Annotated in this window: 20 protein-coding genes and 1 tRNA gene; 11 read left to right on the top strand and 10 right to left on the bottom strand. The window is 65.6% G+C overall.

From position 1 onward, the window contains the following. Positions 1-4: 4 nt before the first annotated feature. From rlmN to regB, 3 genes are all read right to left on the bottom strand, one after another. Positions 5-1,204 carry a 23S rRNA (adenine(2503)-C(2))-methyltransferase RlmN gene (rlmN, locus tag HCO70_RS17550; protein ID WP_172298563.1) on the bottom strand — a complete coding sequence of 400 codons (1,200 nt, stop codon included), beginning with the start codon at positions 1,202-1,204 and terminating at the stop codon, positions 5-7. A 118-nt stretch (positions 1,205-1,322) separates the two neighbouring features. Continuing rightward, on the bottom strand, positions 1,323-2,681 hold the full coding sequence (locus HCO70_RS17545; protein ID WP_172298561.1) for a PAS-domain containing protein: 1,359 nt from the start codon (positions 2,679-2,681) through the stop codon (positions 1,323-1,325). Positions 2,682-3,026: 345 nt separating this feature from the next. Beyond that, entirely contained in the window at positions 3,027-4,427 is a 1,401-nt protein-coding gene (gene regB / locus HCO70_RS17540; protein WP_172298559.1) for a sensor histidine kinase RegB, read from the bottom strand. Between the two features lie 75 nt (positions 4,428-4,502). On the opposite strand from regB, the gene HCO70_RS17535 reads away from it, so the two are divergent. The 3 genes from HCO70_RS17535 to HCO70_RS17525 all read left to right on the top strand — a co-directional run bounded on the left by HCO70_RS17535 (position 4,503) and on the right by HCO70_RS17525 (position 6,291). Further along, a complete protein-coding gene (locus HCO70_RS17535; protein WP_172298557.1) occupies positions 4,503-5,147 on the top strand; it encodes an SCO family protein in 645 nt (214 codons plus the stop codon). A 69-nt stretch (positions 5,148-5,216) separates the two neighbouring features. Next, on the top strand, positions 5,217-5,771 hold the full coding sequence (locus tag HCO70_RS17530; RefSeq protein ID WP_172298555.1) for an ActR/PrrA/RegA family redox response regulator transcription factor: 555 nt from the start codon (positions 5,217-5,219) through the stop codon (positions 5,769-5,771). A 4-nt stretch (positions 5,772-5,775) separates the two neighbouring features. Further along, positions 5,776-6,291, top strand: coding sequence for a hypothetical protein (locus tag HCO70_RS17525; RefSeq protein ID WP_172298553.1), 516 nt, complete (start codon positions 5,776-5,778; stop codon positions 6,289-6,291). Between the two features lie 196 nt (positions 6,292-6,487). Here the strand turns inward: HCO70_RS17525 and HCO70_RS17520 are convergent, their stop codons facing one another. From HCO70_RS17520 to HCO70_RS17510, 3 genes are all read right to left on the bottom strand, one after another. Next, positions 6,488-7,372 carry a LysR substrate-binding domain-containing protein gene (locus tag HCO70_RS17520; protein ID WP_172298551.1) on the bottom strand — a complete coding sequence of 295 codons (885 nt, stop codon included), beginning with the start codon at positions 7,370-7,372 and terminating at the stop codon, positions 6,488-6,490. A 398-nt stretch (positions 7,373-7,770) separates the two neighbouring features. Continuing rightward, the gene (locus tag HCO70_RS17515; protein ID WP_172298549.1) at positions 7,771-8,253 is read right to left on the bottom strand and encodes a GNAT family N-acetyltransferase; all 483 of its coding nucleotides are present in this window, start codon (positions 8,251-8,253) and stop codon (positions 7,771-7,773) included. Further along, positions 8,250-8,846, bottom strand: coding sequence for an HD domain-containing protein (locus HCO70_RS17510; protein ID WP_172298547.1), 597 nt, complete (start codon positions 8,844-8,846; stop codon positions 8,250-8,252). The genes HCO70_RS17515 and HCO70_RS17510 overlap by 4 nt, the downstream gene beginning before the upstream one ends. Positions 8,847-9,146: 300 nt before the next feature. Between HCO70_RS17510 and ahcY the strand changes: the two genes are divergently transcribed. The 4 genes from ahcY to HCO70_RS17490 all read left to right on the top strand — a co-directional run bounded on the left by ahcY (position 9,147) and on the right by HCO70_RS17490 (position 13,074). Further along, positions 9,147-10,541, top strand: coding sequence for an adenosylhomocysteinase (ahcY, locus tag HCO70_RS17505; protein WP_172298545.1), 1,395 nt, complete (start codon positions 9,147-9,149; stop codon positions 10,539-10,541). Between the two features lie 193 nt (positions 10,542-10,734). Next, positions 10,735-11,511 (top strand): hypothetical protein, encoded by a 777-nt coding sequence (locus HCO70_RS17500; RefSeq protein WP_172298543.1) that lies wholly within the window; start codon positions 10,735-10,737, stop codon positions 11,509-11,511. Between the two features lie 125 nt (positions 11,512-11,636). Further along, the gene (locus tag HCO70_RS17495) at positions 11,637-12,602 is read left to right on the top strand and encodes a ketopantoate reductase family protein (protein WP_172298541.1); all 966 of its coding nucleotides are present in this window, start codon (positions 11,637-11,639) and stop codon (positions 12,600-12,602) included. A gap of 130 nt (positions 12,603-12,732) precedes the next feature. Beyond that, complete coding sequence (locus tag HCO70_RS17490) at positions 12,733-13,074, top strand: DUF2853 family protein (protein ID WP_172298539.1); 342 nt, start codon at positions 12,733-12,735, stop codon at positions 13,072-13,074. 257 nt (positions 13,075-13,331) lie between these two features. Here the strand turns inward: HCO70_RS17490 and HCO70_RS17485 are convergent, their stop codons facing one another. The 4 genes from HCO70_RS17485 to tsaD form a co-directional block, all read right to left on the bottom strand. After that, on the bottom strand, positions 13,332-13,715 hold the full coding sequence (locus HCO70_RS17485) for a DUF1761 domain-containing protein (protein ID WP_172298537.1): 384 nt from the start codon (positions 13,713-13,715) through the stop codon (positions 13,332-13,334). Positions 13,716-13,795: 80 nt separating this feature from the next. Next, positions 13,796-14,215: an EVE domain-containing protein gene (locus HCO70_RS17480; protein WP_172298535.1), complete on the bottom strand. Its 420-nt coding sequence runs from the start codon at positions 14,213-14,215 to the stop codon at positions 13,796-13,798. 59 nt (positions 14,216-14,274) lie between these two features. Beyond that, on the bottom strand, positions 14,275-15,240 hold the full coding sequence (locus tag HCO70_RS17475; RefSeq protein ID WP_172298533.1) for an NAD(P)H-dependent glycerol-3-phosphate dehydrogenase: 966 nt from the start codon (positions 15,238-15,240) through the stop codon (positions 14,275-14,277). Further along, on the bottom strand, positions 15,237-16,334 hold the full coding sequence (tsaD, locus tag HCO70_RS17470) for a tRNA (adenosine(37)-N6)-threonylcarbamoyltransferase complex transferase subunit TsaD (RefSeq protein ID WP_172298531.1): 1,098 nt from the start codon (positions 16,332-16,334) through the stop codon (positions 15,237-15,239). Before tsaD ends, HCO70_RS17475 begins: the two co-directional genes overlap by 4 nt. A 75-nt stretch (positions 16,335-16,409) precedes the next feature. Between tsaD and HCO70_RS17465 the strand changes: the two genes are divergently transcribed. From HCO70_RS17465 to HCO70_RS17450, 4 genes are all read left to right on the top strand, one after another. Beyond that, positions 16,410-17,120, top strand: coding sequence for a uroporphyrinogen-III synthase (locus HCO70_RS17465; protein ID WP_172298529.1), 711 nt, complete (start codon positions 16,410-16,412; stop codon positions 17,118-17,120). 82 nt (positions 17,121-17,202) lie between these two features. Continuing rightward, positions 17,203-18,720, top strand: coding sequence for a hypothetical protein (locus HCO70_RS17460; protein ID WP_172298527.1), 1,518 nt, complete (start codon positions 17,203-17,205; stop codon positions 18,718-18,720). Between the two features lie 10 nt (positions 18,721-18,730). Further along, on the top strand, positions 18,731-20,302 hold the full coding sequence (locus HCO70_RS17455; RefSeq protein ID WP_172298525.1) for a heme biosynthesis protein HemY: 1,572 nt from the start codon (positions 18,731-18,733) through the stop codon (positions 20,300-20,302). Positions 20,303-20,351: 49 nt separating this feature from the next. Further along, a tRNA-Thr gene (locus tag HCO70_RS17450) sits at positions 20,352-20,427 on the top strand. The last annotated feature ends 216 nt before the right edge of the window (positions 20,428-20,643 follow it).

Here is a 20,643-nt window from a genome sequence, read left to right as displayed (position 1 = left end):
GGTTTCAGGCTCCTGCTCCAGCTGCGCCTGCCTCCGCAGCGATTTGTGCGCGACTCTTGCGGCCGCGTTCCGTTGCTGATTTCAGCTGCCCGCAGGCAGCCATGATGTCCTCTCCCCTCGGAGTCCGGACAGGCGAGGCATAGCCCGCCTTGTAGACGATGTCGGCGAACGCCTCGATCCGCTCCCAGTCAGACCGTTCATAAGGCGCGCCGGGCCATTCGTTGAACGGGATCAGGTTGATCTTGGCCGGAATGCCGCGGATCAGCTTCACCAGCCGCCGCGCATCCGCGTCGCTGTCGTTGATCCCTTTCAGCATCACGTATTCAAAGGTGATCCGCTCCGAATTCGACAGCTTCGGATAGGCGCGCAAGGCGTCCAGCAGTTCGACGATGTTCCACTTCCTGTTGATCGGCACCAGCTTGTCCCGCACGTCATCCGTAGTCGCGTGGAACGATACTGCGAGCATACAGCCGATTTCCTCGGCCGTGCGCGCGATCTCGGGCACCACGCCGCTCGTGGACAACGTAATGCGCCGGCGCGAAAGGGAAATACCTTCGCCATCCATCGCGATCTTCATCGCGTCGCGCACCGCCTCGAAGTTGTATAGCGGTTCGCCCATCCCCATCAGCACGATGTTGGAAATCAGCCGCGTCTCGTCCTTCGGGGCGCGCCCCGGCTCGGGCCATTCGCCAAGGTCGTCGCGGGCCAGCATGATCTGGCCGACGATCTCTCCGGCGGTCAGGTTGCGCACCAGTTTCTGGGTGCCGGTGTGGCAGAAGCTGCATGTCAGGGTACAGCCGACCTGGCTCGAAATGCACAGGGTGCCGCGGCTGTCCTCGGGGATATAGACGGTTTCCACCTCGTGGCCGCCGGCGATCCGCACCAGGTATTTCCGCGTGCCATCCGCCGATACATGACGCTGCACCACCTCTGGTACGACGATCTCGAACGCCTCCGCCAGTGTGGCGCGATAGGCCTTCGCCAGGTTGGTCATCGAGTCGAAGTCGCGCACGCCCTTCTGGTAGATCCACTGCCACAGCTGATCGACCCGCATCTTCGCCTGCTTCTCGGGCGTTCCCGCCTCGATCAGGGCGTCACGCAACTTCTCGCGGGTCAGACCGACGAGATTCCGCCGTTCCGACGCAGTTTCCTTGCGCGGAATCGTCAGGACATCCTGCGTGATCGGTGCGGACGGCGCGGTCATCGGTTTGGTCTCCGGAGTGGGGTGTCCGGGCTGATATAGGATTGCTGGCGCAAAATAAAGGCAGGCGTATGGCCGCCCAATCAGAAATTACGCTGCGGAATACCGCAGAGTCACCGGCTCATACGTGACCGACCGCCGTGGTGACCGCATCGCCCTGGTCGGTGCCATTTGCCTTGAACAACTGCAGCTGAGCCTGGGTGAAACCCGCCATGGTGCCGCCGCCCGGCAATGGTTCGAAGCGGCAGGCGACCTTGCGGCCGTTCGCCAGCCGGACTTCTGCATGCCAGGTCGTGCGGCCCGACATTTCCGAGGCGAAGTCGCGCGCATCGCCCCAGACGGGCGACGGCATGCACGCCTGCTGCCAGCGGCGCGACGCGTCTATGAACGTCACTATGTCCGTCTTGCTCTCGTTCTCCAGATTCCACAGCCGCGCATAGGCGCGGTTGGCAAAAGTCATGCGCCCGTCCGCCGAGAACACGGCGATCGCCTCGTCCATCGTGTCGATGACCGCCTGCCCCGTCTCCAGCTCGACCCGGAACTCGCGGCTTAGTGTGATCTCGGCGCTGATATCCTCGAACAGGAAGGCGACGGCGCCGTCAGGATGGGGCCGGCCGGTGATGCGAAAGGTGCGCCCGTCGGGCAATGGCCAGGTTTCGGAATGGCTGCGCTCCGCCGCCGCGGCCTCCAGGTCGGACATCTGCTGCCGCCAGGTCTTGTAGTCCTTCGGCTCCGGCATCATGTGACGCTCGCGCAGCTGGTCGAGGAACCGCATCAGGTTCGGCCGCGCCACCAGGAATTCCGCGTCGAATCCCAACAGATCGCCCAGTGCCGGATTGAACAGCGTCAGTTGCCGCTTGCGGTCAAAAATCGCGAGCCCGACGCTGAGATGCGCAAAGGTCTGGGTCAGGGTCTGCGTGAATTCGCGCAGTTTGCGTTCAGCCGAGATGACGGTATCGGCCGGCACGGCGGTGAATACGCTGTCGGCGCCCAGGGTACAGGCGGATACCTCGAACCACAGCCTCTCCGATTCACCCGGCAGTTTCAATTGCAGCCGGTGCGCACTCTCGGACGCAACCAGCGTGTTTGTCAGGTCCTTGAACACCTGCGGAAACTGCCCGGGGGAGAGGTCCGCCACCGTTTCCATCCGTTCGGCCAGCGACCAGTATGCGGCGTTGCCCCAGACGACGCGGCCATCCGGCTCCTGCCGCCAGATTGCCACGGGAACATGTTCCGACACAGAGCGATGCAGCTCCAGCTCGGCCACAAGCGCGTTCAGGCTGTGCCAGTCAGGGTGATCCGAATGATCCTCGACAATATCCTGCAGCGAAATCCGAAGCCGCCCGCCCGTCGTCTTCAGCTCCAGCCGTGTACGTGAATCGGCGGACAGCAAGAGCATGCGGTCCTCTTCTCCGCAGGCGCGGACGCGCGCGGAGAGACCGGGAAACCGCGGCGCCAGGAAGGCCACGAGTCGGGTCATGTCGCAGCCCCGCCCGCCCGCGTATTGCAGCAGACGCCGGCCGGCCGGGGTTGCGTCGACCAGTGAATTACCATCGAAAAGAAAGGCGACCTCGGGCCTGCAACAGGCTCCGTTTCTGTTGCGCCGCCCAATACTTGAATGAACCGCAAATAATGCGGCGGCCGCCGTCAGAAATGCCGTGAATACCAGTACCGCCGCCTGAACGAGGCCCGCGAGTTCCATTATTACGTCCAGTGCTACCCTTGTCCCACCGGCACGCTATTCAAGCAAATGTTAAAATATAGTTAAGCCAAAATCGTCAATTCGGGTTACGTATCGTAATGTAATTGTTGAATAGTATTTGCATCAAACCTGGATTGGCTGGTTTTCACCAAGCCCGCCTTCGCTGGCCTCTTCAGCCGGGGAAATACGCTGGCGGGGCCAGACCAGTTCGACGATCGCACCGGACCGCGTTCCGGGCCCGCCGCGCGGCATCAGGGGGTCGCGGCCATTCGCAAAGCTCAATTCGGCGCCCGACCGTTCCAGCAGCGTCTTGGCGATGAACAGCCCCAGCCCCATCCCCTCGTATTCCGGCCGCCGCGCGCGGTCCTCGTCCGCCCCCCGCCTGTTGCGCACGAACGGGTCCCCGATCCGGCCCAGCAGGTGCGGCGGGAACCCGCGGCCGTCGTCGATGATCCGCAGCTCGATGGCGCTGTCGGTCCAGACCGCGTCGATCCACACCGTGGTTTCCGCGAAATCCACCGCGTTCTGGATCAGGTTCCGCAGCCCGTGGATGATCTCCGGCCGCCGCGCGATCTGCGGCTGCGCCAGCTCGCCGCCCTCGCCCGGCGCCAGGTCGATCACCAGCTCCTTGCCGCGCTTCCGGTGCGGCTCCGCCGCCTCGCGGATCACCTCGCCCAGCGGCGCGTGCCGCATGTGCAGGTCGTCCTTCCCCGCCCGCCCCATCGACCGCAGGATATCGCGGCAGCGGTCCGCCTGCCCGCTGATCAGCTCCGCGTCCTCCTTCAGCTCCGGCCGGTCCTCCAGCTCCTCCGCCAGCTCGCGGCTCACCAGCTTGATCGTCGCCAGCGGCGTGCCCAGCTCATGCGCCGCCGCCGCCACCACGCCGCCCAGATCCGTCAGCTTCTGCTCCCGCGCCAGTGCCATCTGCGTCGCCAGCAGCGCCTCGGACATCGAATGGATCTCCGACGTCACCCAGCGCGCATAGACCGCGATGAACACGATCCCCGTCGTGATCGCCACCCACATCCCGAACAGGAACACCAGCGGCATCCGCATGACGAACCCTTCCGCCGTGCGCAGCGGCAGATGCACCCAGCCGACGACAGAGATCAGCACGATCGCCACCGCGCCCAGCAGCATCGTCGCGCGCAGGTTCAGCGCCGTCGCGGAAATCGTCACCGGCACCAGAACCAGCAGCGCGAAGGGGTTGTTCAGCCCGCCGGTCAGGAACAGCAGGAAACACAACTGCGCGAGGTCGAACAGCAGCATCGCCGTCACTTCGCCTTCGCTCAGCCGCTTGTTCTCGGGGTAGATGTAGATCATCACCAGATTGGCGATGACGGCCGCGCCGATGGCGACGAAACACCAGCCAAGCTCCAGACTCAGGTGAAAAAACCGCTGCCCGACGATGATCGCGGCAAGCTGGCCCGCGATGGCGATCCAGCGCAATACCACCAGGGTCCGCAGGCGGACCCAGCGGTTGCGGATTTCCGTGGCCAGCAGGCCGGGGTTGGGATCGGACATCGGCGCCCCTAGATCGTGCCGTAAATCCTTGTTAAGCCGCGCGGCGGCAGCGATCAACGTATGAGGCGGGGCGACATGACGGTGAAGACCTACGCGATCCTGGGGGCGGTTGCCCTGGCCGGGCTGCTGGGCGGAACGTTCTGGGCGACGATGATGCGGCCCAGCTCCGACGATCCCTTTGCCCCCTGCCGCGAAAGTGCGGTCGCCGGCGGCGCGGGCCAGATCGGCGGGCCGTTCACCCTGGTCAACGGCGATGGCGAGACGGTGACCGACAGGGACGTCATCACCAAGCCCAGCCTGATCTATTTCGGCTACACCTTCTGCCCCGATATCTGCCCCGCGGACAACGCCCGCAACGCCGAGGCGACCGATCTGCTGATCGAAAAGGGCTATGACGTGCAGCCTGTCTTCATCTCCATCGACCCCGAACGCGACACGCCCGAGGTGGTCAGGGACTGGACCGGCTGGATGCATGACGACATGATCGGCCTGACCGGCACGCCGGAGCAGGTAAAGGCAGCGTCGCAGGCCTACCGTACCTTCTATTCCAAGCAGGAAGGCGACCCGGACTACTACCTCGTGAACCACTCGACCCAGACCTATCTGGTCCTGCCAGAGACCGGGTTTGTCGAGTTCTTCAACCGCGACGACACCGCCGAGGACATCGCAAACCGGACCTCCTGTTTCATCGACGCCGCGCCCGATACCCCCACGAACTGAGACAAATTGACCCGCGACTCCGGGCATCTTAATGTCCCGAAACGGGAAAATGCGGGAGAGGACAGCCATATGCCGGATCGCGACGTGGAGGAACTGGGACCCGACAGGTCGCTTCTGCTGGTCGATGACGACGAGCCGTTCCTGCGCCGGCTCGCCCGCGCGATGGAAAAGCGCGGCTTCGAGGTAGAGACGGCGGATTCCGTCGCCGGCGGCAAGGCGATCGCCACCGCCCGCCCGCCCGCCTATGCCGTCGTCGACCTGCGGCTCGAGGATGGCAACGGCCTCGACGTGGTCGAGGTCCTGCGCGAACGCCGCCCCGACAGCCGCATCGTTGTGCTGACCGGCTACGGCGCCATCGCCACCGCCGTCGCCGCGGTCAAGATCGGCGCCACCGACTACCTTTCCAAGCCCGCCGACGCCAACGACGTCACCAACGCGCTGCTGGCAAAGGGCGATACCCTGCCGCCGCCGCCGGAAAACCCGATGAGCGCGGACCGCGTGCGCTGGGAACACATCCAGCGCGTCTACGAACTCTGCGACCGCAACGTCTCTGAAACTGCGCGGCGGCTGAACATGCACCGCCGGACGCTGCAGCGAATACTCGCGAAACGAAGCCCGAGGTAACGCCATGATTGCCCGTCTTCTCTTCGTCGCCGCCGCACTGCTGCTGGCGGCCTGTTCCGGCACGCCTGACCCGTCCGCACCGTCCGGCGGCACGATCCGCCCCGACGCCAGTGGCCTTGCCATCGAGGGCAGCCCGCTGCGGATCGATTTCGGCCGGACACGGGACAGCACTCTCGCCGCCGTGACGAGGCTGATGGGCGCGGCGCCGTCCTCGCAGGTGAGCAACCCGGAATGCGGCGCGGGCCCGACGCTGATCGTCGAGTATGACGGGCTGGACCTGCTGTTCCAGCAGGACGCCTTCCGCGGCTGGGTCGCGGACGGCGCCGGCATCGTCACCGCCAACGGGCTGCGGCCGGGCACGACCCGGACCGCGCTGGAAGCATCCGGCGCCGGGCCGTTCGAGGCTACAACGCTGGGCGTGGAATTCGAGACGGGCGGTGTATTCGGGCTGTTGCCGGACGGTACCCAGGATGCCGAGTTACAGCTGCTCTGGGCCGGGACGAGCTGCTTCTTCCGGTAAAGCGTTTCGATCTTGGCCTGAAACAGACCGCATCACGCACTGCGTTGAAATCTCTGATTTCAGGCAGCGTTGCGCGATTCAGGTCAAATCGACAACGCTGCTGGTTTCGGATCGCTTCGCGATCCGACCGGCCGGGGGGCTTTGCCCCCCAGACCCCCCAGGATATTTGCGACCAGAAGAAGCAGGGGATCGCGACCTACTCCACGGTCTTGCGCTTGTCGCCGAATGTCTTTCTCAGCCAGTCAATGAAATCGCGAACGGCGGGACGGACCGGGCCTTGCGGGGTGACGATCCAGAGGTTCATTGGCGGCGTTTCCGGCATCGGAATCTCGACCAGTTGGCCGGTCTCGATTTCCGACCTCACCACCGCCTCCGCCGCCAGCAGGAGCCCGACGCCCTGCACCGCCGCCGGCACGAAAAGCGCCTGCGATTCCAACCCGTGCAGTGTCACCTTACCGGGGTCGATATCCAGCGACTCCATCGCCCGATGGTCAAGGCCGGACACCGGGCCGATCCACGGCAGCGCCCGGATATCGGGGTCATCGCCCACAAGACCGGGCGCGCCGACCAGAACATAGCGGGACGCAAAGAGCAGTTCCGCCTGCCCGTCGGGCCAGTCGCCGGTGCCGCTGCGGATCGCTAGGTCGTACTGGCCGCGCCGCAGGTCGCTGATCTTTTCATTTGGCGACAGCGACAACGGGGTACCCGGATGCTCCCGCCAGAATTCCTGCAACCTGGGCATCAGCACCATACTGCCGAAGGTCGGGGTCGAGGCGACCCGTATCCCGCGTTCGCGATCCGCGTTGCGCGCCGTTTCGACGGCGCCTGCGACCTGCGAAAACGCGTCGGTCAGCGACGCTCCCAGCCGCGCGCCGCCCGGCGTCAGCGACAGCCCGCGCCCGGCGCGACGCACCAGCGACACGCCCAGTTCCTCCTCCAGCGCGCGCACCTGCTGCGCCACGGCTGCCGGCGTCACGTTCAGCGCGCGGGCGGCGGCGCTGAAGGTTTCCAGCCGCGCCGTGGCCTCGAAGGCCCGAAGCGAGGCAAGCGGCGGAAGGCGGCGCCAGTCGATATCCGGCATCTATTAGCTCTGCTTTAAGAAGGTCATTTTTCCTGACTGCGGGTTTCGCAGCATTTGCAGTAGATAATCCGTAATCACGTCACCCTGCAACCGGACAAACCCTATGACACAGCTAAACCACGACCTGCTTCGTGGCACGGGTCCCTTGGACCCTGCCGGACCGCCACGCTGCCCGCAGTACGAACACCGCATCGCCTGGCGCCTGCGGCAGCGCGAGGCACGCCGCGCCCGCAGGAAACGCCGCCTTGGATCGCTGATGGCCGCGCTTCGCCGCGTTGGCCGCTTGCTGGCCCCGGCCGCGCGCCGGGGACGGCCTGGCGCGGGGCTGTCCGCATACAGAGGTTAGCGCTACCACGCCTGAAATCAATGACTTGACCCCCCGTCCCCATGGGGACGCCTCAGAAATCGTAGCGTTTCAGCACCTTGTCGACGACCTGCCCGTTGCCCATCCGGTAGCCCTCGATCCGCCCGTAATCCTCGAAGCCCCGGCTCTGGTAATAGGTCAGCCCGCTGGGATTGTCCGCCCGGATCTCGGCATTGATCCAGCCATAGCCCGCCTGTTTCGCCGCCGCCTTCGTCGCCTCGAACAGCTTCGACCCGATCCCCAGCCCGGTCCTCCCGACCCTGGCGAAGGTCGCGATCTGGGCGACCTCGGGCCCCATTTTCGGATGCGGATCGACCCACTGGAACCCCAGCACCTCGCCGCCCTCGTCCTCCGCCACGTGCCAAATGGACCTTTCATCGGACCGCATCCATTCGGTCAGCGTCGCCCCGTCCACCGGCTCGGTGATCGCCGTCATCCCCCCGATCGCGATGATCTCGTTCAACAGCTCCGCCATCGCTCCGGCATCCGCCGTCCCCGCCCGCCTCACATGGATCATCCCATCGCCTCCAGCAACTCGGCGTGCCGCGCCGTGAAGGCCGCCCGCACCTCTATCGGTGGCCGCAGGTGCAGGCGCAGCCCATCGATGACCTCCGCCGCCTGCCGGCCGAAGAACTTCGTCGCCTCAGCCTCGGAGAACCCGGCAAGCTGCGTCGCCTCCAGCCAGGCGGATACCTTGTCGGCCTGCTTGATCTGTTTCTTCACCGCCTTCGGAATTGCCGCCGGCAGGCCGAAGCGCAGGTGGATCGCCGCCGCCAGCCGCTCGTCCAGCGCGCCGTATTCCGGCCCCACCGCCGCCTTCACCGGCGAGATCATGTCGCCGATCACATATTCCGGCCCGTCATGAAGCAGCGCCGCCAGCCGCCATTTCGCCGGAGCATCCGGGCGCATCCGGCCAAAGATCTCCTCGACCAGCAGTGAATGCTCGGCCACCGAGTACGGATAATCGCCCCGCGTCTGGCCGTTCCACCGCGCGACGAAGGCAAGACCATGGGCGATATCCTCGATCTCGATATCCATCGGTGTGGGGTCAAGCAGGTCCAGCCTGCGGCCAGATAGCATCCTCTGCCAGGCGCGCGGCGCTTTCGTCATGCGATCCTGGCCCATTCGTTCCGGCGACGCACTGCCTCGAGGTCACAGGCGCTCCGCGCGGCGTACGCCGCAGCCATGCGGGCCGGCGGCAGCACGCATGCCATCGTAGCGCGATCCGTACACGCCATGCGCGACTCCCGATCAGGACTGTTTCCGATGCTCATCTTTCACCCACTAGAACAAGCCACTGACCCTGTAAACGACGCCATCGGGGGGTAAGTTCGGGAACGGACGTTGCTGGTTCTGAGGCTTGATGCTAAGGCGACTGCGATCGTGGAATTGCTTGTGGAGCCCGACTGTATGGCACAGGACTACATTGTTAAGGATATCAACCTTGCAGCCTTTGGCCGCAAGGAACTAGACATTGCAGAGACCGAGATGCCGGGCCTGATGGCCCTGCGTGAAGAATATGGCGAATCGAAGCCGCTGAAAGGCGCGCGCATCGCGGGTTCGCTGCACATGACCATACAGACGGCGGTTCTGATCGAAACGCTCGTCGCCCTCGGAGCCGACGTGCGCTGGGCCTCGTGCAACATCTTCTCGACCCAGGACCACGCCGCCGCCGCAATCGCCGCCGCGGGCGTGCCGGTTTTTGCCGTCAAGGGCGAGACGCTGCCGGAATACTGGGATTACTGCGACCGCATCTTCAATTTCGAGGAAGGCGGCTGCAACATGATCCTCGACGACGGCGGCGATGCTACGCTTTACGTCCTGATGGGCGCGCGGGTCGAGGAAGGTGAAACCGACCTTATCGAAGTACCGACCTCGGAAGAGGAAGAGGCGCTGTTCGCCCAGATCAAGAAGCGCATGAAGGAAAGCCCCGGCTGGTTCACCAAGCAGCGCCACATGATTCAGGGCGTGACCGAGGAAACCACCACCGGCGTGCATCGCCTGTACCAGATGATGGAAAAGGGCCATCTGCCCTTCCCGGCGATCAACGTGAACGACAGCGTCACCAAGTCGAAATTCGACAACAAGTACGGCTGCAAGGAATCGCTGGTCGACGGTATCCGCCGCGCCACCGACACGATGATGGCCGGCAAGGTCGCCCTGGTCTGCGGCTATGGCGATGTGGGCAAGGGCTCGGCCGCTTCGCTGCGCGGTGCAGGCGCCCGCGTTAAGGTGACCGAAGTCGATCCGATCTGCGCCCTGCAGGCCGCAATGGACGGTTTCGAGGTGACCACGCTGGAAGATGAAGTGGCCTCCGCCGACATCTTCATCACCACCACCGGAAACAAGGACGTCATCCGCATCGAGCACATGCGCGAGATGAAGGACATGGCGATCGTCGGCAACATCGGCCACTTCGACAACGAGATCCAGGTTGCCGCGCTGAAGAACCACAAGTGGACCAACATCAAGGACCAGGTGGACATGATCGAGATGCCCTCGGGCTCTCGTATCATCCTGCTGTCCGAAGGCCGTCTGCTGAACCTAGGCAACGCCACCGGGCACCCATCCTTCGTGATGTCCGCGTCCTTCACCAACCAGACGCTGGCGCAGATCGAACTGTTCACCAAGGGTGACCAGTACAAGAACGAGGTCTACGTCCTGCCGAAGCACCTGGACGAAAAGGTCGCGCGGCTGCACCTCGCCAAGATCGGCGCGAAGCTGACAGAGCTGTCCACGGACCAGGCGTCTTACATCGGCGTCAAACCCGAAGGCCCCTTCAAGCCCGAGCACTATCGCTACTAAATAGCGCGCAATTCGGCCGGTTCCCGCAGAAATTCTCCATTGGCGGGAACCGGCCAATCGCGACTCCGCTTTTGGGCGGGCTGTCGCCATTCCTGCCCATTTCCTGTGATTCCCGCCTAATTCCGCGTCAGAACCGGAACGAAACCATCCGGTACCGCATTCTTGGGTCATACAGTGACTCAAGGAGGCACAGATGAAACTGACGCAACTGAAGACCCTCATGACTGGTGCGGCTCTCTCGGCCCTGCTTGCCGGCGGCGCACTTGCCCAGGACACCACCACGGCCACCGATCCGGCTGCTACGGATACGATGACCGACAGCACCATGGCTGAAACCGCCGAACCCGCGGCGCCGGCCTTTACCAGCATCGAAGAGATGACGGTTGGTGACGTTGTCGGCATGATTGCCTACGATCCCGAAGGCAACCGCATCGCAGAGATCGACTATGTCGTTAGCCCTCCGGATGGCGCCAAGGCCGTGCTCGGCATCGGCGGCTTCATCGGTCTGGGCGAATACACCGTCGCCCTTCCGCTGGAGGATTTCCAGCTGAACGAAGACGGCACCGGCTTCACCCTGAGCACCGACAAGGAAACGCTCAAGGCGCAACCGGAATTCGACGAATCCGGCGTTGAAGGTCTGCCGGACGAAACGCCCATCGCCGAGCTGATCCAATCGGAAATGGACGAGACCGCGCCGGAAGAACCTGCCGCGGATGCGTCCGAGGGCTCTGCGTCGGACGACTCTGCAATGGAGGAACCGGCCACCGAAGAGACCGCGGATGAAGCCACGGAAGAACCGGCCGCGACCGAAGGCGAGGCGGACGCCGCCGCCGAAACCGAAATGGACAGCTCAACCGAGACCGATACCGAGGCCGACGCTGCTGCCGAGACCGAAACGGACGGCGCTGCAGAGACCGAGATGGAAACGGAAACCGAAGCTGAAACCGAGACTGACGAAACGTCTGGGTAATTTTCGGGCAATCCGGCTGCTGAAGCCGGTCCGAAACAACGAAGGCGCGCCGGAACCCCGGCGCGCCTCTTGCATGTCGGGGCGGCTTCCGTCCTTCTTGCGCCGAAAACGAACAGGAGGGCAGCATGCGATTCATCATTTACGGCGTCGGGGCCATCGGTGGGACCCTGGCAGCAGCCCTGACAATTGCCGGCCGCGACGTGGTCGGCATCGCCCGTGGCCGCATGCTGGACGCCATCCGCAGCGACGGTCTGACGCTGATCAGCTATCGTGGCAGCGAGAGGGCAGAGTTTCCCTGTGTTTCCAGCCCCGCCGAAATCGAGTTCCGCCCCGACGACTGCATCCTGCTGACGATGAAGGGGCAGGACACTGCGGCGGCGCTGGATGCCCTGCGCCTGGCCGGTGTACGCGAACAGGCGATCTTCTGTTGCCAGAACGGCGTCGCGAACGAGCGCGCTGCTTTGCGGGTGTTTCCGAATGTCCACGGCGTGACTGTCATGATGCCGGCAACCTATCTCGAACCCGGAAAGGTCAGCGTGACGGTGGAGCCGCGCTTTGGCATGTACGATATCGGACGATATCCGCACGGGACAGACTCTGACGACGCGGCACTGGCAGAGGCGCTGGAAGCCGCGAATATCGCGTGTTTCGTCATGGAGGACGTGATGGCCAGCAAATACGGAAAGCTGCTGCTCAACACGAACAACATCCTGGAGGCAGCACTTGGCCACGGGACCAGTAAGGACGATCTGCGCGACCGGGTGCGGGCAGAGGCGAGCGCCGTGTACGACGCGGCCGGAATCGCGTGGCGCAATGTCGGCTTCGACGACGGACGGCGCGAAGCGATCAGGCAGGCCAAGCTTCCCGACGCACCGCGCATCGGAGGCTCCACCTCTCAAAGCCTGGCGCGTGGTGCGGGCAGCATCGAGACGGACTATCTGAACGGCGAGATTTCCCTTCTGGGCCGGCTGCACGGCGTTCCGACTCCGCTGAACGACGCGCTGACGTTTCTCTCGACAGAGCTCCTGGCGAGCGGCAAGGGGCCCGGGTCGATGAGCCTTGCCGAACTCGAGGCGCGGCTGGCCGCGTGACCGGCGGGTGCCCGCTGGCAGCTGCTTTTGCCTTGGTCCGCCGCAGATTGCTGATTAACCTGATCGGCACGCCCGGCGGCGGGCGGCATGCGATCCGCCGGGTGTCAGGACAGACCAGCAAGGGAATCGGATGGGCCGACGAGACGACCTGATCACGCGATACGCCGAGGATTTGCGCACCAAATGCGGCGTAACGCCGGATCTGGACCTCCTGACCAAGGTCGCAATCGGCTGCGGCCCCTCGATCTACGATGACGACGGCGCCACCGTCACCGCCAGCCAGCCGTCGGAACTGGAGACGGTGAAGAACAACTTCCTCATCAAGAAACTGGCCCTGCCCGATGGCCCCGAGCTGATGGATGCCGTTCAGGCGGTAATCGAGACCTACGGGACGTCCGAGCGGAACAAGTATCGCCCCGTTGTCTACTACATGCTGGTGAAGCGGTTCGGAAAAGAATCCGTCTACGGCTGACAAGGATACGGCCTACCGCCAGCAGATCCGCTAGTTAACGATCCGTTACGACTAACCTGTTGCGATAGAAAGAGTTTTAGACAGGCTTTCCTTGCACGGTCGCCTTGATCGGGCCATAGTAAATCCAACTCGACCAGAAGGTCAGACCTTAAACCGAACGCGTGGGGAGCCCGGTGGGCCGTGAGGCGCGTGGGGAGTTTGGAGGGTCACGACCGGGGTCGCGGCCCTCCTTTCTTTGCCAGAATGTCAGGTGCGTATCAGATCAGCGCGTGCACGATGCCCATCAGTGTCATGCCGCCCGCGGGATAGGCGCAATCCATCCAGATCAGGTTCTTGTCGCGCTGGCTGAACAGCACGTTGGTCGCGATCCATGGCGCCGCAACGAACAGGCCCAGACCAAGCCCTGTCAGTGCCGATTCCCCGATCCCGACGATCTCCGCCGTCTTGAGCACGTGCCAGAACATGGTCGACACCAGCAGCGCACAGACGAAGCTGCCGACATAGGGGACCGCGTTCTTGCGGTCGATGCTATCCTCGGTCAGGCCAGAGGCCGCCATCCAGCGCGCGCCCAGAAACCCGTACCAGATCGCGCCAAAAATCCAAGCCGCCGCCGCGGCGCCTATGATGGCAAAGATGTCCATGGCAATGTACCCTGTCCTGCGCGCTGTCCACGATGCCGGGAACTATGCCGCAGGATTTCCCACCGGGCCACAGGAATGGCTCAGGGGTCGACGCCCGCCATCGCGCAGACCTCTTTCCATTCGGCCTCGGTCACCGGCTGCACCGACAGCCGCGTGTTGTTGGCCAGCACCATGTCGGAAAGCTTCGGGTTCTGCTTGATCTCGGCCAGCGTTACCGGCGTTCTGACCGGCTTCACCGCCATGATGTCCACGCATTCCCAGCGTTCGTCATCGGTCGTGCTGTCCGGATGGATCTCGGCGCAGACTTCGACGATACCGACCACGGCCTTTTCGCTTTGCGAGTGGTAGAAGAACCCCAGATCGCCCAGCTTCATCTCGCGCATATGGTTACGCGCCTGATAGTTGCGGACGCCGTCCCACTCTTCGCCCGCCTCTCCCTTGGCCACCTGATCGTCCCAGGACCAGGTCGAGGGTTCAGACTTGAACAGCCAGTAGGCCATGGCGACGCTCCTTCTTGTGGTTGCCGAATGTCTAGGAAATCCGCCGGCGCGCCACAAGCTCACTCGGATCTCAGCGGCCGCGTCATCAGTGCTTCGGCGGCCTGATGCACCGTCCATTTCCCGTCGAGCACCGCGGCGATGGCCGCCGTAATCGGCATCTCCAGCCCTTCGCGCCCCGCCACGGCAGTGACGGCGCGGGCCGTCGCGATACCCTCGGTCGTGGCAATCGTTTCGGCGTGGCCCTCCTGGCCCAGCCGCAACCCGAACGCGTAGTTCCGGGACTTTTCCGATGTGCAGGTCAGCACCAGATCGCCAATGCCAGACAGCCCGGCCAGAGTCTCCGGCTTCGCGCCGCGCGTCACCGCGAGCCGCTGGATCTCGGCGTAACCGCGCGTGATCAGGGCCGCGCGCGCGCTTTCGCCAAGCCCTGCGCCAATCGCCATGCCGCAGGCGATGGCGATCACGTTCTTCAGGGCGCCACCCAGTTCCACCCCGGCCATGTCCGTGCTGCGGTAAAGCCGCAGGACCGGCGTCGACAGCTGCTCCTGCAGCGCCTGTGCCTCGTCCTCGTCAGCGGCGGCAAGGGTCAGCGCGGTCGGCAGCCCGGCGGCGATATCCACGGCAAAGCTGGGGCCGGACAGCAGCGCAGGCACCGCGCCCGCTGCGCAATCGCCGATCACCTGCGACGGGAACCGCCCGGTCGCCAGCTCCACGCCCTTGCAGCAGGCGAGGATGCGCTTGCCCTGCCACAGCCCGGCATGGGCTTCCAGAACACCTGCCAGAGTCTGCATCGGCACGGCCATCAGGATCACGTCGGCGCGGGCCGCACGGTCTGCCTCCGCCGTCACACTCAGCATCGCTGGCAGGGAGACACCCGGCAGCCGCTTTGCGTTCTCCCGCGCCTCGGCCATCGCCGCGACATGATCGGCGTCATGCGCCCAAAGCGTCACTGCCTGCCCGTCCCGCGCCAGCGCCACCGCCAGCGCAGTTCCGAATGCGCCCGCGCCAAAGACCGCGACACTCATGCCTTGGCCCCCCGCTTGCCGCTGCCTAGCATCGGCTGGCTGGATTGGTCGAGCGGCCAGCGCGGATGCGCGGCCAGATCGAGGTCGTCGAATAGCCCCAGCCGGTAGCGTTCCATCCCGGCCCAGGCGATCATCGCCGCGTTATCGGTGCAAAGCGCTAGCGGCGGCGCGGTGAACGCAACGCCCGCCTCCTCCGCCACGGCTTCCAGCGCCGAGCGGATTGCCTTGTTCGCGGCGACACCGCCCGCGACAGCCAGCGCCGGCGCCTCGGGTTCCTCTGCCATGTACTCGGCCAGCGCGCGCCGCGTCTTCTCCGCCAGTACGTCGCAGACGGCCTGCTGGAACCCGGCGCACAGGTCTGCGCGGTCCTGTTCCGTCAGCCCGGCCTTCTCCACGACTACAGCGTCGCGCGCCCGCAACAGCGCCGTCTTCAGCCCGGAAAAGGACATGTCGCATCCCGGCCGGTCCAGCAGCGGCCGCGGGAACGCGAACCGCGTCGCATCGCCCTTCTCCGCCTCCGCCTCCACCGCAGGCCCGCCCGGCTGCGGCAGCCCCAGCAGCTTCGCCGTCTTGTCGAAAGCCTCGCCCGGCGCATCGTCGATGGTGCCGCCAAGGCGCGAGAAATCCTCCGCCCCGCCCACGGTCAGGAACTGGCAATGCCCGCCGGACACCAGCAGCATCAGGTAGGGATAGGCCAGATCGTCCGTCAGCCGCGGCGTCAGCGCGTGACCGGCCAGGTGGTTCACCCCGATCAGCGGCAGCCCCGCCCCGGCGGACAGCCCCTTGGCGCACATCACCCCAGCCAGCACTCCGCCGATCAGCCCCGGTCCCGCCGTTACCGCGACCGCATCCATGTCGGACAGCCGCAGCCCGGCTTCCTCCAGCGCACGCTCCACACAGAGGTCCAGCTTTTCCACATGCGCCCGCGCCGCGATCTCGGGCACGACGCCGCCGAAAGCCGCGTGCAGGTCGCCCTGCCCGGCCACGACATTCGCAAGGATCTCGGGCGCGGCATCGTCGCGCTGCCGCACCACAGCGGCCCCTGTATCGTCGCAGCTGCTCTCCAGCCCCAGTATCGTAAGCGTCGCGGCCATGGTCCCGCCCATTGCGTGGATTTCTTCCGGCAGGTAACACCCGCCCCATCCTCAGGCAATCCCGGCGGCCGCAACGTGACACCGACCCTTCTGCTGACCCGCCCACAGGCGCAGAGCGAACGCTTCGCCACCGAAGCGCGCGCGCGGCTCGGAGCAGAGGTGCCCGTGGTCATCTCGCCTGTACTGCAGATCGAGCCCACCGGCGCCGCCGTCTCGCTCAAAGCCATCGCCGCAGTCATCCTGACGTCCGAGAACGGCGCACGCGCCCTCGCCGAAGCCGCCGACGTCAGCGGGCTCACTGCCTATTGCGTCGGCGACCGCACCGCCGCGACTGCCGATGCCGCAGGGATGACCGCCATCTCCGCCGGGGGAAGCGCCGACGATCTTGTCACCCTGATCCGGGCCGAGGCGCCGCAGGGCCGCCTCCTCTTCGCCCACGGCGCCGAAACGCGGGGCGAAGTACGCGAACGCCTCACCGCCGCCGGCTTCGACATCGAAGACGTCACACTCTACCGGCAGCTACGGCAACCGCTGACCCCAAAGGCGCAGGCCCTGCTCGCCTCCGACACCCCCGTCATCGCCCCGCTCTTCTCGCCCCGCAGCGCCCGGATCCTCGGCGATGCTGGCGCATCCGCGAGCGCGCCGTTAACCCTGATCGCGCTCAGCCAGGCGGTCGCGGAGGCATGGACCGGCCCCACTCCGGCGCGGCTCCTTGTCGCAGAGAAGCCGGAGGCTGCCGGAATTCTGGGCAAACTCTCAGAAGCCTACGGCACGCGCCGCGCTTGAGGCCGTGCCCGTAGCGGACTAGGTTTGACTCGTTGTCCCGCGACAGGCAATCCGGTCGCAGTCCGATTAAGGGGTCCAGTCCTTGGCGAGAAAACCGAAGAGCGACAAGACCGAAGCCGAGACGGAGAAGCCGGACAATCCGGTCGATCCGCTTCCCGCCGAGGACAGCCTGCCAGCCGGTGATAAGACAGATCCGGAAACCGGCGACGAAGCCATCACGGATGCGTCCCCCGATACGACGGATACCCCGATCTACACGTCCGAGCCCAAGAAGGACTTGGAAGATACGAACGCGGAGTCGACGGACGCCACTGCGGCAGAAGCGGGCGAACCTGAGGCACCAAAGCCGGACGAGACTTCCGAAACCCCCGAGGACACCGGCGGCGCTGTCATCGCGGGCGAACCGTCGGTCGACGAAACCGATACCCCGCTCGCCGCAGCCGACGACAGCGCAGCGCCGACGCCCGGCGAAGAAGCCTCAACCGATTCCGAACCCACCGCCACCTTCCAGCACAGCGAATCGCCGCCACCCGCGACCGAGATCGCGACCACGCCGCCGCCGTCCGGCGGTTCCGGCCTCTTTCCGATGCTGCTCGGCGGCGTGATCGCCGCAGTCGTCGGCGCCGGAATCCTCTATCTCGTGCAGCAGCAGGGGATCGTCGACCTGGGCGGCACCGACAAGGAACTGGTGGCCCGCGTCGACACCCTGCAGACCGAACTGACCGAAGCGCGCGAGGCGCTGCAGGCCGCGCAATCCGAGATCGATGCGCTGGAAGAGGCCGAACCGGACCTCAGCGCCGTAACCGAGGCGCTCGACCAACAGCGATCCGCGACCGAGGCGACATCCGATGCCCTGACCGCCCTCGCAAACCGTCTCGACGGCACCGATGCGCGTCTGCAAGACCTCGCCGTGCAACAGATCCCCGAGGCAGAACTGCCGCAGGCGATCTCGGATGCCTATGACGAAAAGTTCAGCGAGTTGCAGGCCGGTCTAGATGGCCGCTTTGCCACGCTGCAGGAAGAGCTGAATGCGAAGCTGGCGGAGCTGGAAAGCGTTCGGGCTACCGCGGCCGAAGCCGAATCCGCCGCCCAGCGCGCCGCGCAGCTGGCCGAGGCGCGCGCCGCGATGACCGAGGTGACCGCCGCGCTCGCCTCCGGCGGATCCTTTGCCGAGCCGCTACAAGAAGTCGGCACACTCTCCGGTGCCGATGTTCCGGCGCCTTTATCCGATGCCGCCGAGACCGGCATTCCCACGCTCGGCGCCCTGCGCGAAAGCTTCCCCGAATACGCCCGCCGCGCGCTGGCCCTGTCGACCGAAGCTGCCGCGGACGAGGGTGAGATCAGCCCCTTCCAGGCTTTCGTGCGCACCCAGCTTGGCGCCCGCTCGCTCGCCCCGCGTGACGGCAACGATCCCGATGCCGTCTTGTCGCGGGCCGAGGCGGCACTGTCCCGCGGCGACCTTGAAACCGCGCTGACGGAAATCGACGCCCTGCCCGAGGTCGGGCGGCAGGCACTGGCGGACTGGGCGGCGCAGGCCGAGTCCCGGCGCACGGCCCTCGCCGCTGCCGACAATCTCGCTGCGCAACTGGAACAGAATTGAGGACGCCTGCATGCTCTGGTCTTTGATAAAGGTCATCCTGTTCGTCGCCCTCATCGCGGCGGCCACCTATGGTGCGGCCTACCTGCTGGAAACCGACGGCAGCATACGCATCGCGATTGGCTATACCGAATTCGTGCTCGGCCCGCTGCAGGCGGTGATCGCCCTGATCCTGCTGGTACTGGCGGTCTGGCTGTTCCTGAAGCTCGTCGGCCTGCTGGTCGCGATCTTCCGCTTCCTGAATGGCGACGAAACCGCGATCTCCCGCTACTTCGCCCGCAACCGCGAGCGCAAGGGCTTCCAGGCCCTGGCTGACGGCATGATGGCGCTGGCCTCGGGCGAGGGGCGGCTGGCCATGACCAAGGCGCAGAAAGCGGACAAGTACCTCAACCGGCCCGAATTGACGAACCTGCTGATCGCGCAGGCCGCCGAGATCGAGGGCGACCGCGCCAAGGCGGAAGCGACCTACAAGCAGCTGCTGGCCGATGACCGCACCCGCTTTGTCGGCATCCGCGGCATCATGAAACAGAAGCTGGCCGAGGGGGACACCGACACCGCGATGAAGCTGGCCGAAAAGGCCTATGCCCTGAAGCCGCGGCACGAGGAAACCCAGGACATCCTGCTGCGCCTGCAGGCGGAGCACGGCGACTGGAAGGGCGCCCGCCACACGCTGGGCGCCAAGCTCAAGCAAGGCTCACTGCCGCGCGACGTCTACCGTCGCCGCGATGCGGTGCTGGCCCTCTCCGAGGCCGAGGCGGTGTTCAGCGCCGACAGCAGCATCGAGGCGCGCGAAGCCGCCATCGAAGCGAACCGCCTGTCGCCCGACCTGATCCCAGCCGCCGTCATGGCCGCGCGCGGCTATATCGAGCAGGGCAAACCCCGCTACGCAACCCGCGTCATCCGCAAGGCGTGGGAGGTGCAGCCGCATCCCGACCTCGCCGCCGCCTTCGCCGAAATCGCGCCCGACGAAACGCCGGCCGAACGGGTGAAGCGCTTCTCGGTGCTGACGAAACAGCACCCGGAAAACCCGGAAACGAAGATGCTTGCGGCCGAACTCCTGATTGCCGCCGAGGACTTTCCGGCCGCTCGCCGCGCTCTCGGCGACCTGGCGCAATCGCAGCCGACCGCGCGCTCGCTCGCCATCATGGCCGCCATCGAGCGCGGCGAAGGCTCCGACGACACCATCGTCCGCGCCTACCTGACCCGTGCGCTTACCGCGTCGCGCGGGCCACAATGGGTCTGCGACAACTGCCAGAGCATCCACGCCCACTGGGCGCCGATCTGCTCCAACTGTTCCGGCTTCGACACGCTGTCCTGGCGCGTCCCGGCCGAGGGCGAGGTTGCGATGCCCGGCGCCACCGGCATGCTGCCGATGATTGTCGGCGAACCGAAAAAGCCCGAGCCCGACCCCGTGCCCGCCCCGGTGGAGACGCAGGCGGCGCCGATGCCGGAACCCGCGCCCGCCCCGAAGGCCGCCACGCCCAAACCCGACGCCGCGCCGGACGAAGAACCCCATGCCCCGCCCGCCGATTACGAGATCGCCGAAGCGGAAACCGTAGAGGAGACGGACGCGAAAAAACCGTGATTTTGGGGCTACCCTCTGGCCACGGCGGGTGCTAAACGGCCCGCCAATGGCCGGTGTAGCTCAGCTGGTAGAGCACGTCATTCGTAATGATGGGGTCGTAGGTTCGAGTCCTATCACCGGCACCAGCCCTCCCGGGGCAGGCAAGCCTTCCGGGAGCGGCGGTTTCAGCCTGATTTACAATCCCGATCTCGTTCCGGCGGGCGCGAAGGGAACGCATTGGCGGCGTTGAATTAATCACTCGCGCGCAAGTCCTTTGCGGGCCGCAGAGAAACCAGAACATCCCACGCTCATCCGCTGGCATCCGCCCGCGCGGCGCGGCACAATGTGGAAAGGTCGTTCCG

Source organism: Pseudoruegeria sp. HB172150, assembly GCF_013184805.1.
Classification (GTDB): domain Bacteria; phylum Pseudomonadota; class Alphaproteobacteria; order Rhodobacterales; family Rhodobacteraceae; genus Psychromarinibacter.
Note: the sequence above shows the minus strand (reverse complement) of the source record. Positions and strands in the feature narration are given on the sequence as shown.

Excerpts from the sequence above, each read along its gene's own strand:
- HCO70_RS17455 (WP_172298525.1), top strand. The coding sequence starts at position 18,731 with ATGCTCTGGTCTTTGATAAAGGTCATCCTGTTCGTCGCCCTCATCGCG.
- HCO70_RS17520 (WP_172298551.1), bottom strand. The coding sequence starts at position 7,372 with ATGCCGGATATCGACTGGCGCCGCCTTCCGCCGCTTGCCTCGCTTCGG.
- HCO70_RS17530 (WP_172298555.1), top strand. The coding sequence starts at position 5,217 with ATGCCGGATCGCGACGTGGAGGAACTGGGACCCGACAGGTCGCTTCTG.
- HCO70_RS17475 (WP_172298533.1), bottom strand. The coding sequence starts at position 15,240 with ATGAGTGTCGCGGTCTTTGGCGCGGGCGCATTCGGAACTGCGCTGGCG.
- HCO70_RS17480 (WP_172298535.1), bottom strand. The coding sequence starts at position 14,215 with ATGGCCTACTGGCTGTTCAAGTCTGAACCCTCGACCTGGTCCTGGGAC.
- HCO70_RS17525 (WP_172298553.1), top strand. The coding sequence starts at position 5,776 with ATGATTGCCCGTCTTCTCTTCGTCGCCGCCGCACTGCTGCTGGCGGCC.
- HCO70_RS17515 (WP_172298549.1), bottom strand. The coding sequence starts at position 8,253 with ATGATCCATGTGAGGCGGGCGGGGACGGCGGATGCCGGAGCGATGGCG.
- HCO70_RS17510 (WP_172298547.1), bottom strand. The coding sequence starts at position 8,846 with ATGACGAAAGCGCCGCGCGCCTGGCAGAGGATGCTATCTGGCCGCAGG.
- regB (WP_172298559.1), bottom strand. The coding sequence starts at position 4,427 with ATGTCCGATCCCAACCCCGGCCTGCTGGCCACGGAAATCCGCAACCGC.
- HCO70_RS17485 (WP_172298537.1), bottom strand. The coding sequence starts at position 13,715 with ATGGACATCTTTGCCATCATAGGCGCCGCGGCGGCGGCTTGGATTTTT.
- tsaD (WP_172298531.1), bottom strand. The coding sequence starts at position 16,334 with ATGGCCGCGACGCTTACGATACTGGGGCTGGAGAGCAGCTGCGACGAT.
- HCO70_RS17500 (WP_172298543.1), top strand. The coding sequence starts at position 10,735 with ATGAAACTGACGCAACTGAAGACCCTCATGACTGGTGCGGCTCTCTCG.
- HCO70_RS17490 (WP_172298539.1), top strand. The coding sequence starts at position 12,733 with ATGGGCCGACGAGACGACCTGATCACGCGATACGCCGAGGATTTGCGC.
- ahcY (WP_172298545.1), top strand. The coding sequence starts at position 9,147 with ATGGCACAGGACTACATTGTTAAGGATATCAACCTTGCAGCCTTTGGC.
- rlmN (WP_172298563.1), bottom strand. The coding sequence starts at position 1,204 with ATGACCGCGCCGTCCGCACCGATCACGCAGGATGTCCTGACGATTCCG.
- HCO70_RS17545 (WP_172298561.1), bottom strand. The coding sequence starts at position 2,681 with ATGACCCGACTCGTGGCCTTCCTGGCGCCGCGGTTTCCCGGTCTCTCC.
- HCO70_RS17495 (WP_172298541.1), top strand. The coding sequence starts at position 11,637 with ATGCGATTCATCATTTACGGCGTCGGGGCCATCGGTGGGACCCTGGCA.
- HCO70_RS17535 (WP_172298557.1), top strand. The coding sequence starts at position 4,503 with ATGACGGTGAAGACCTACGCGATCCTGGGGGCGGTTGCCCTGGCCGGG.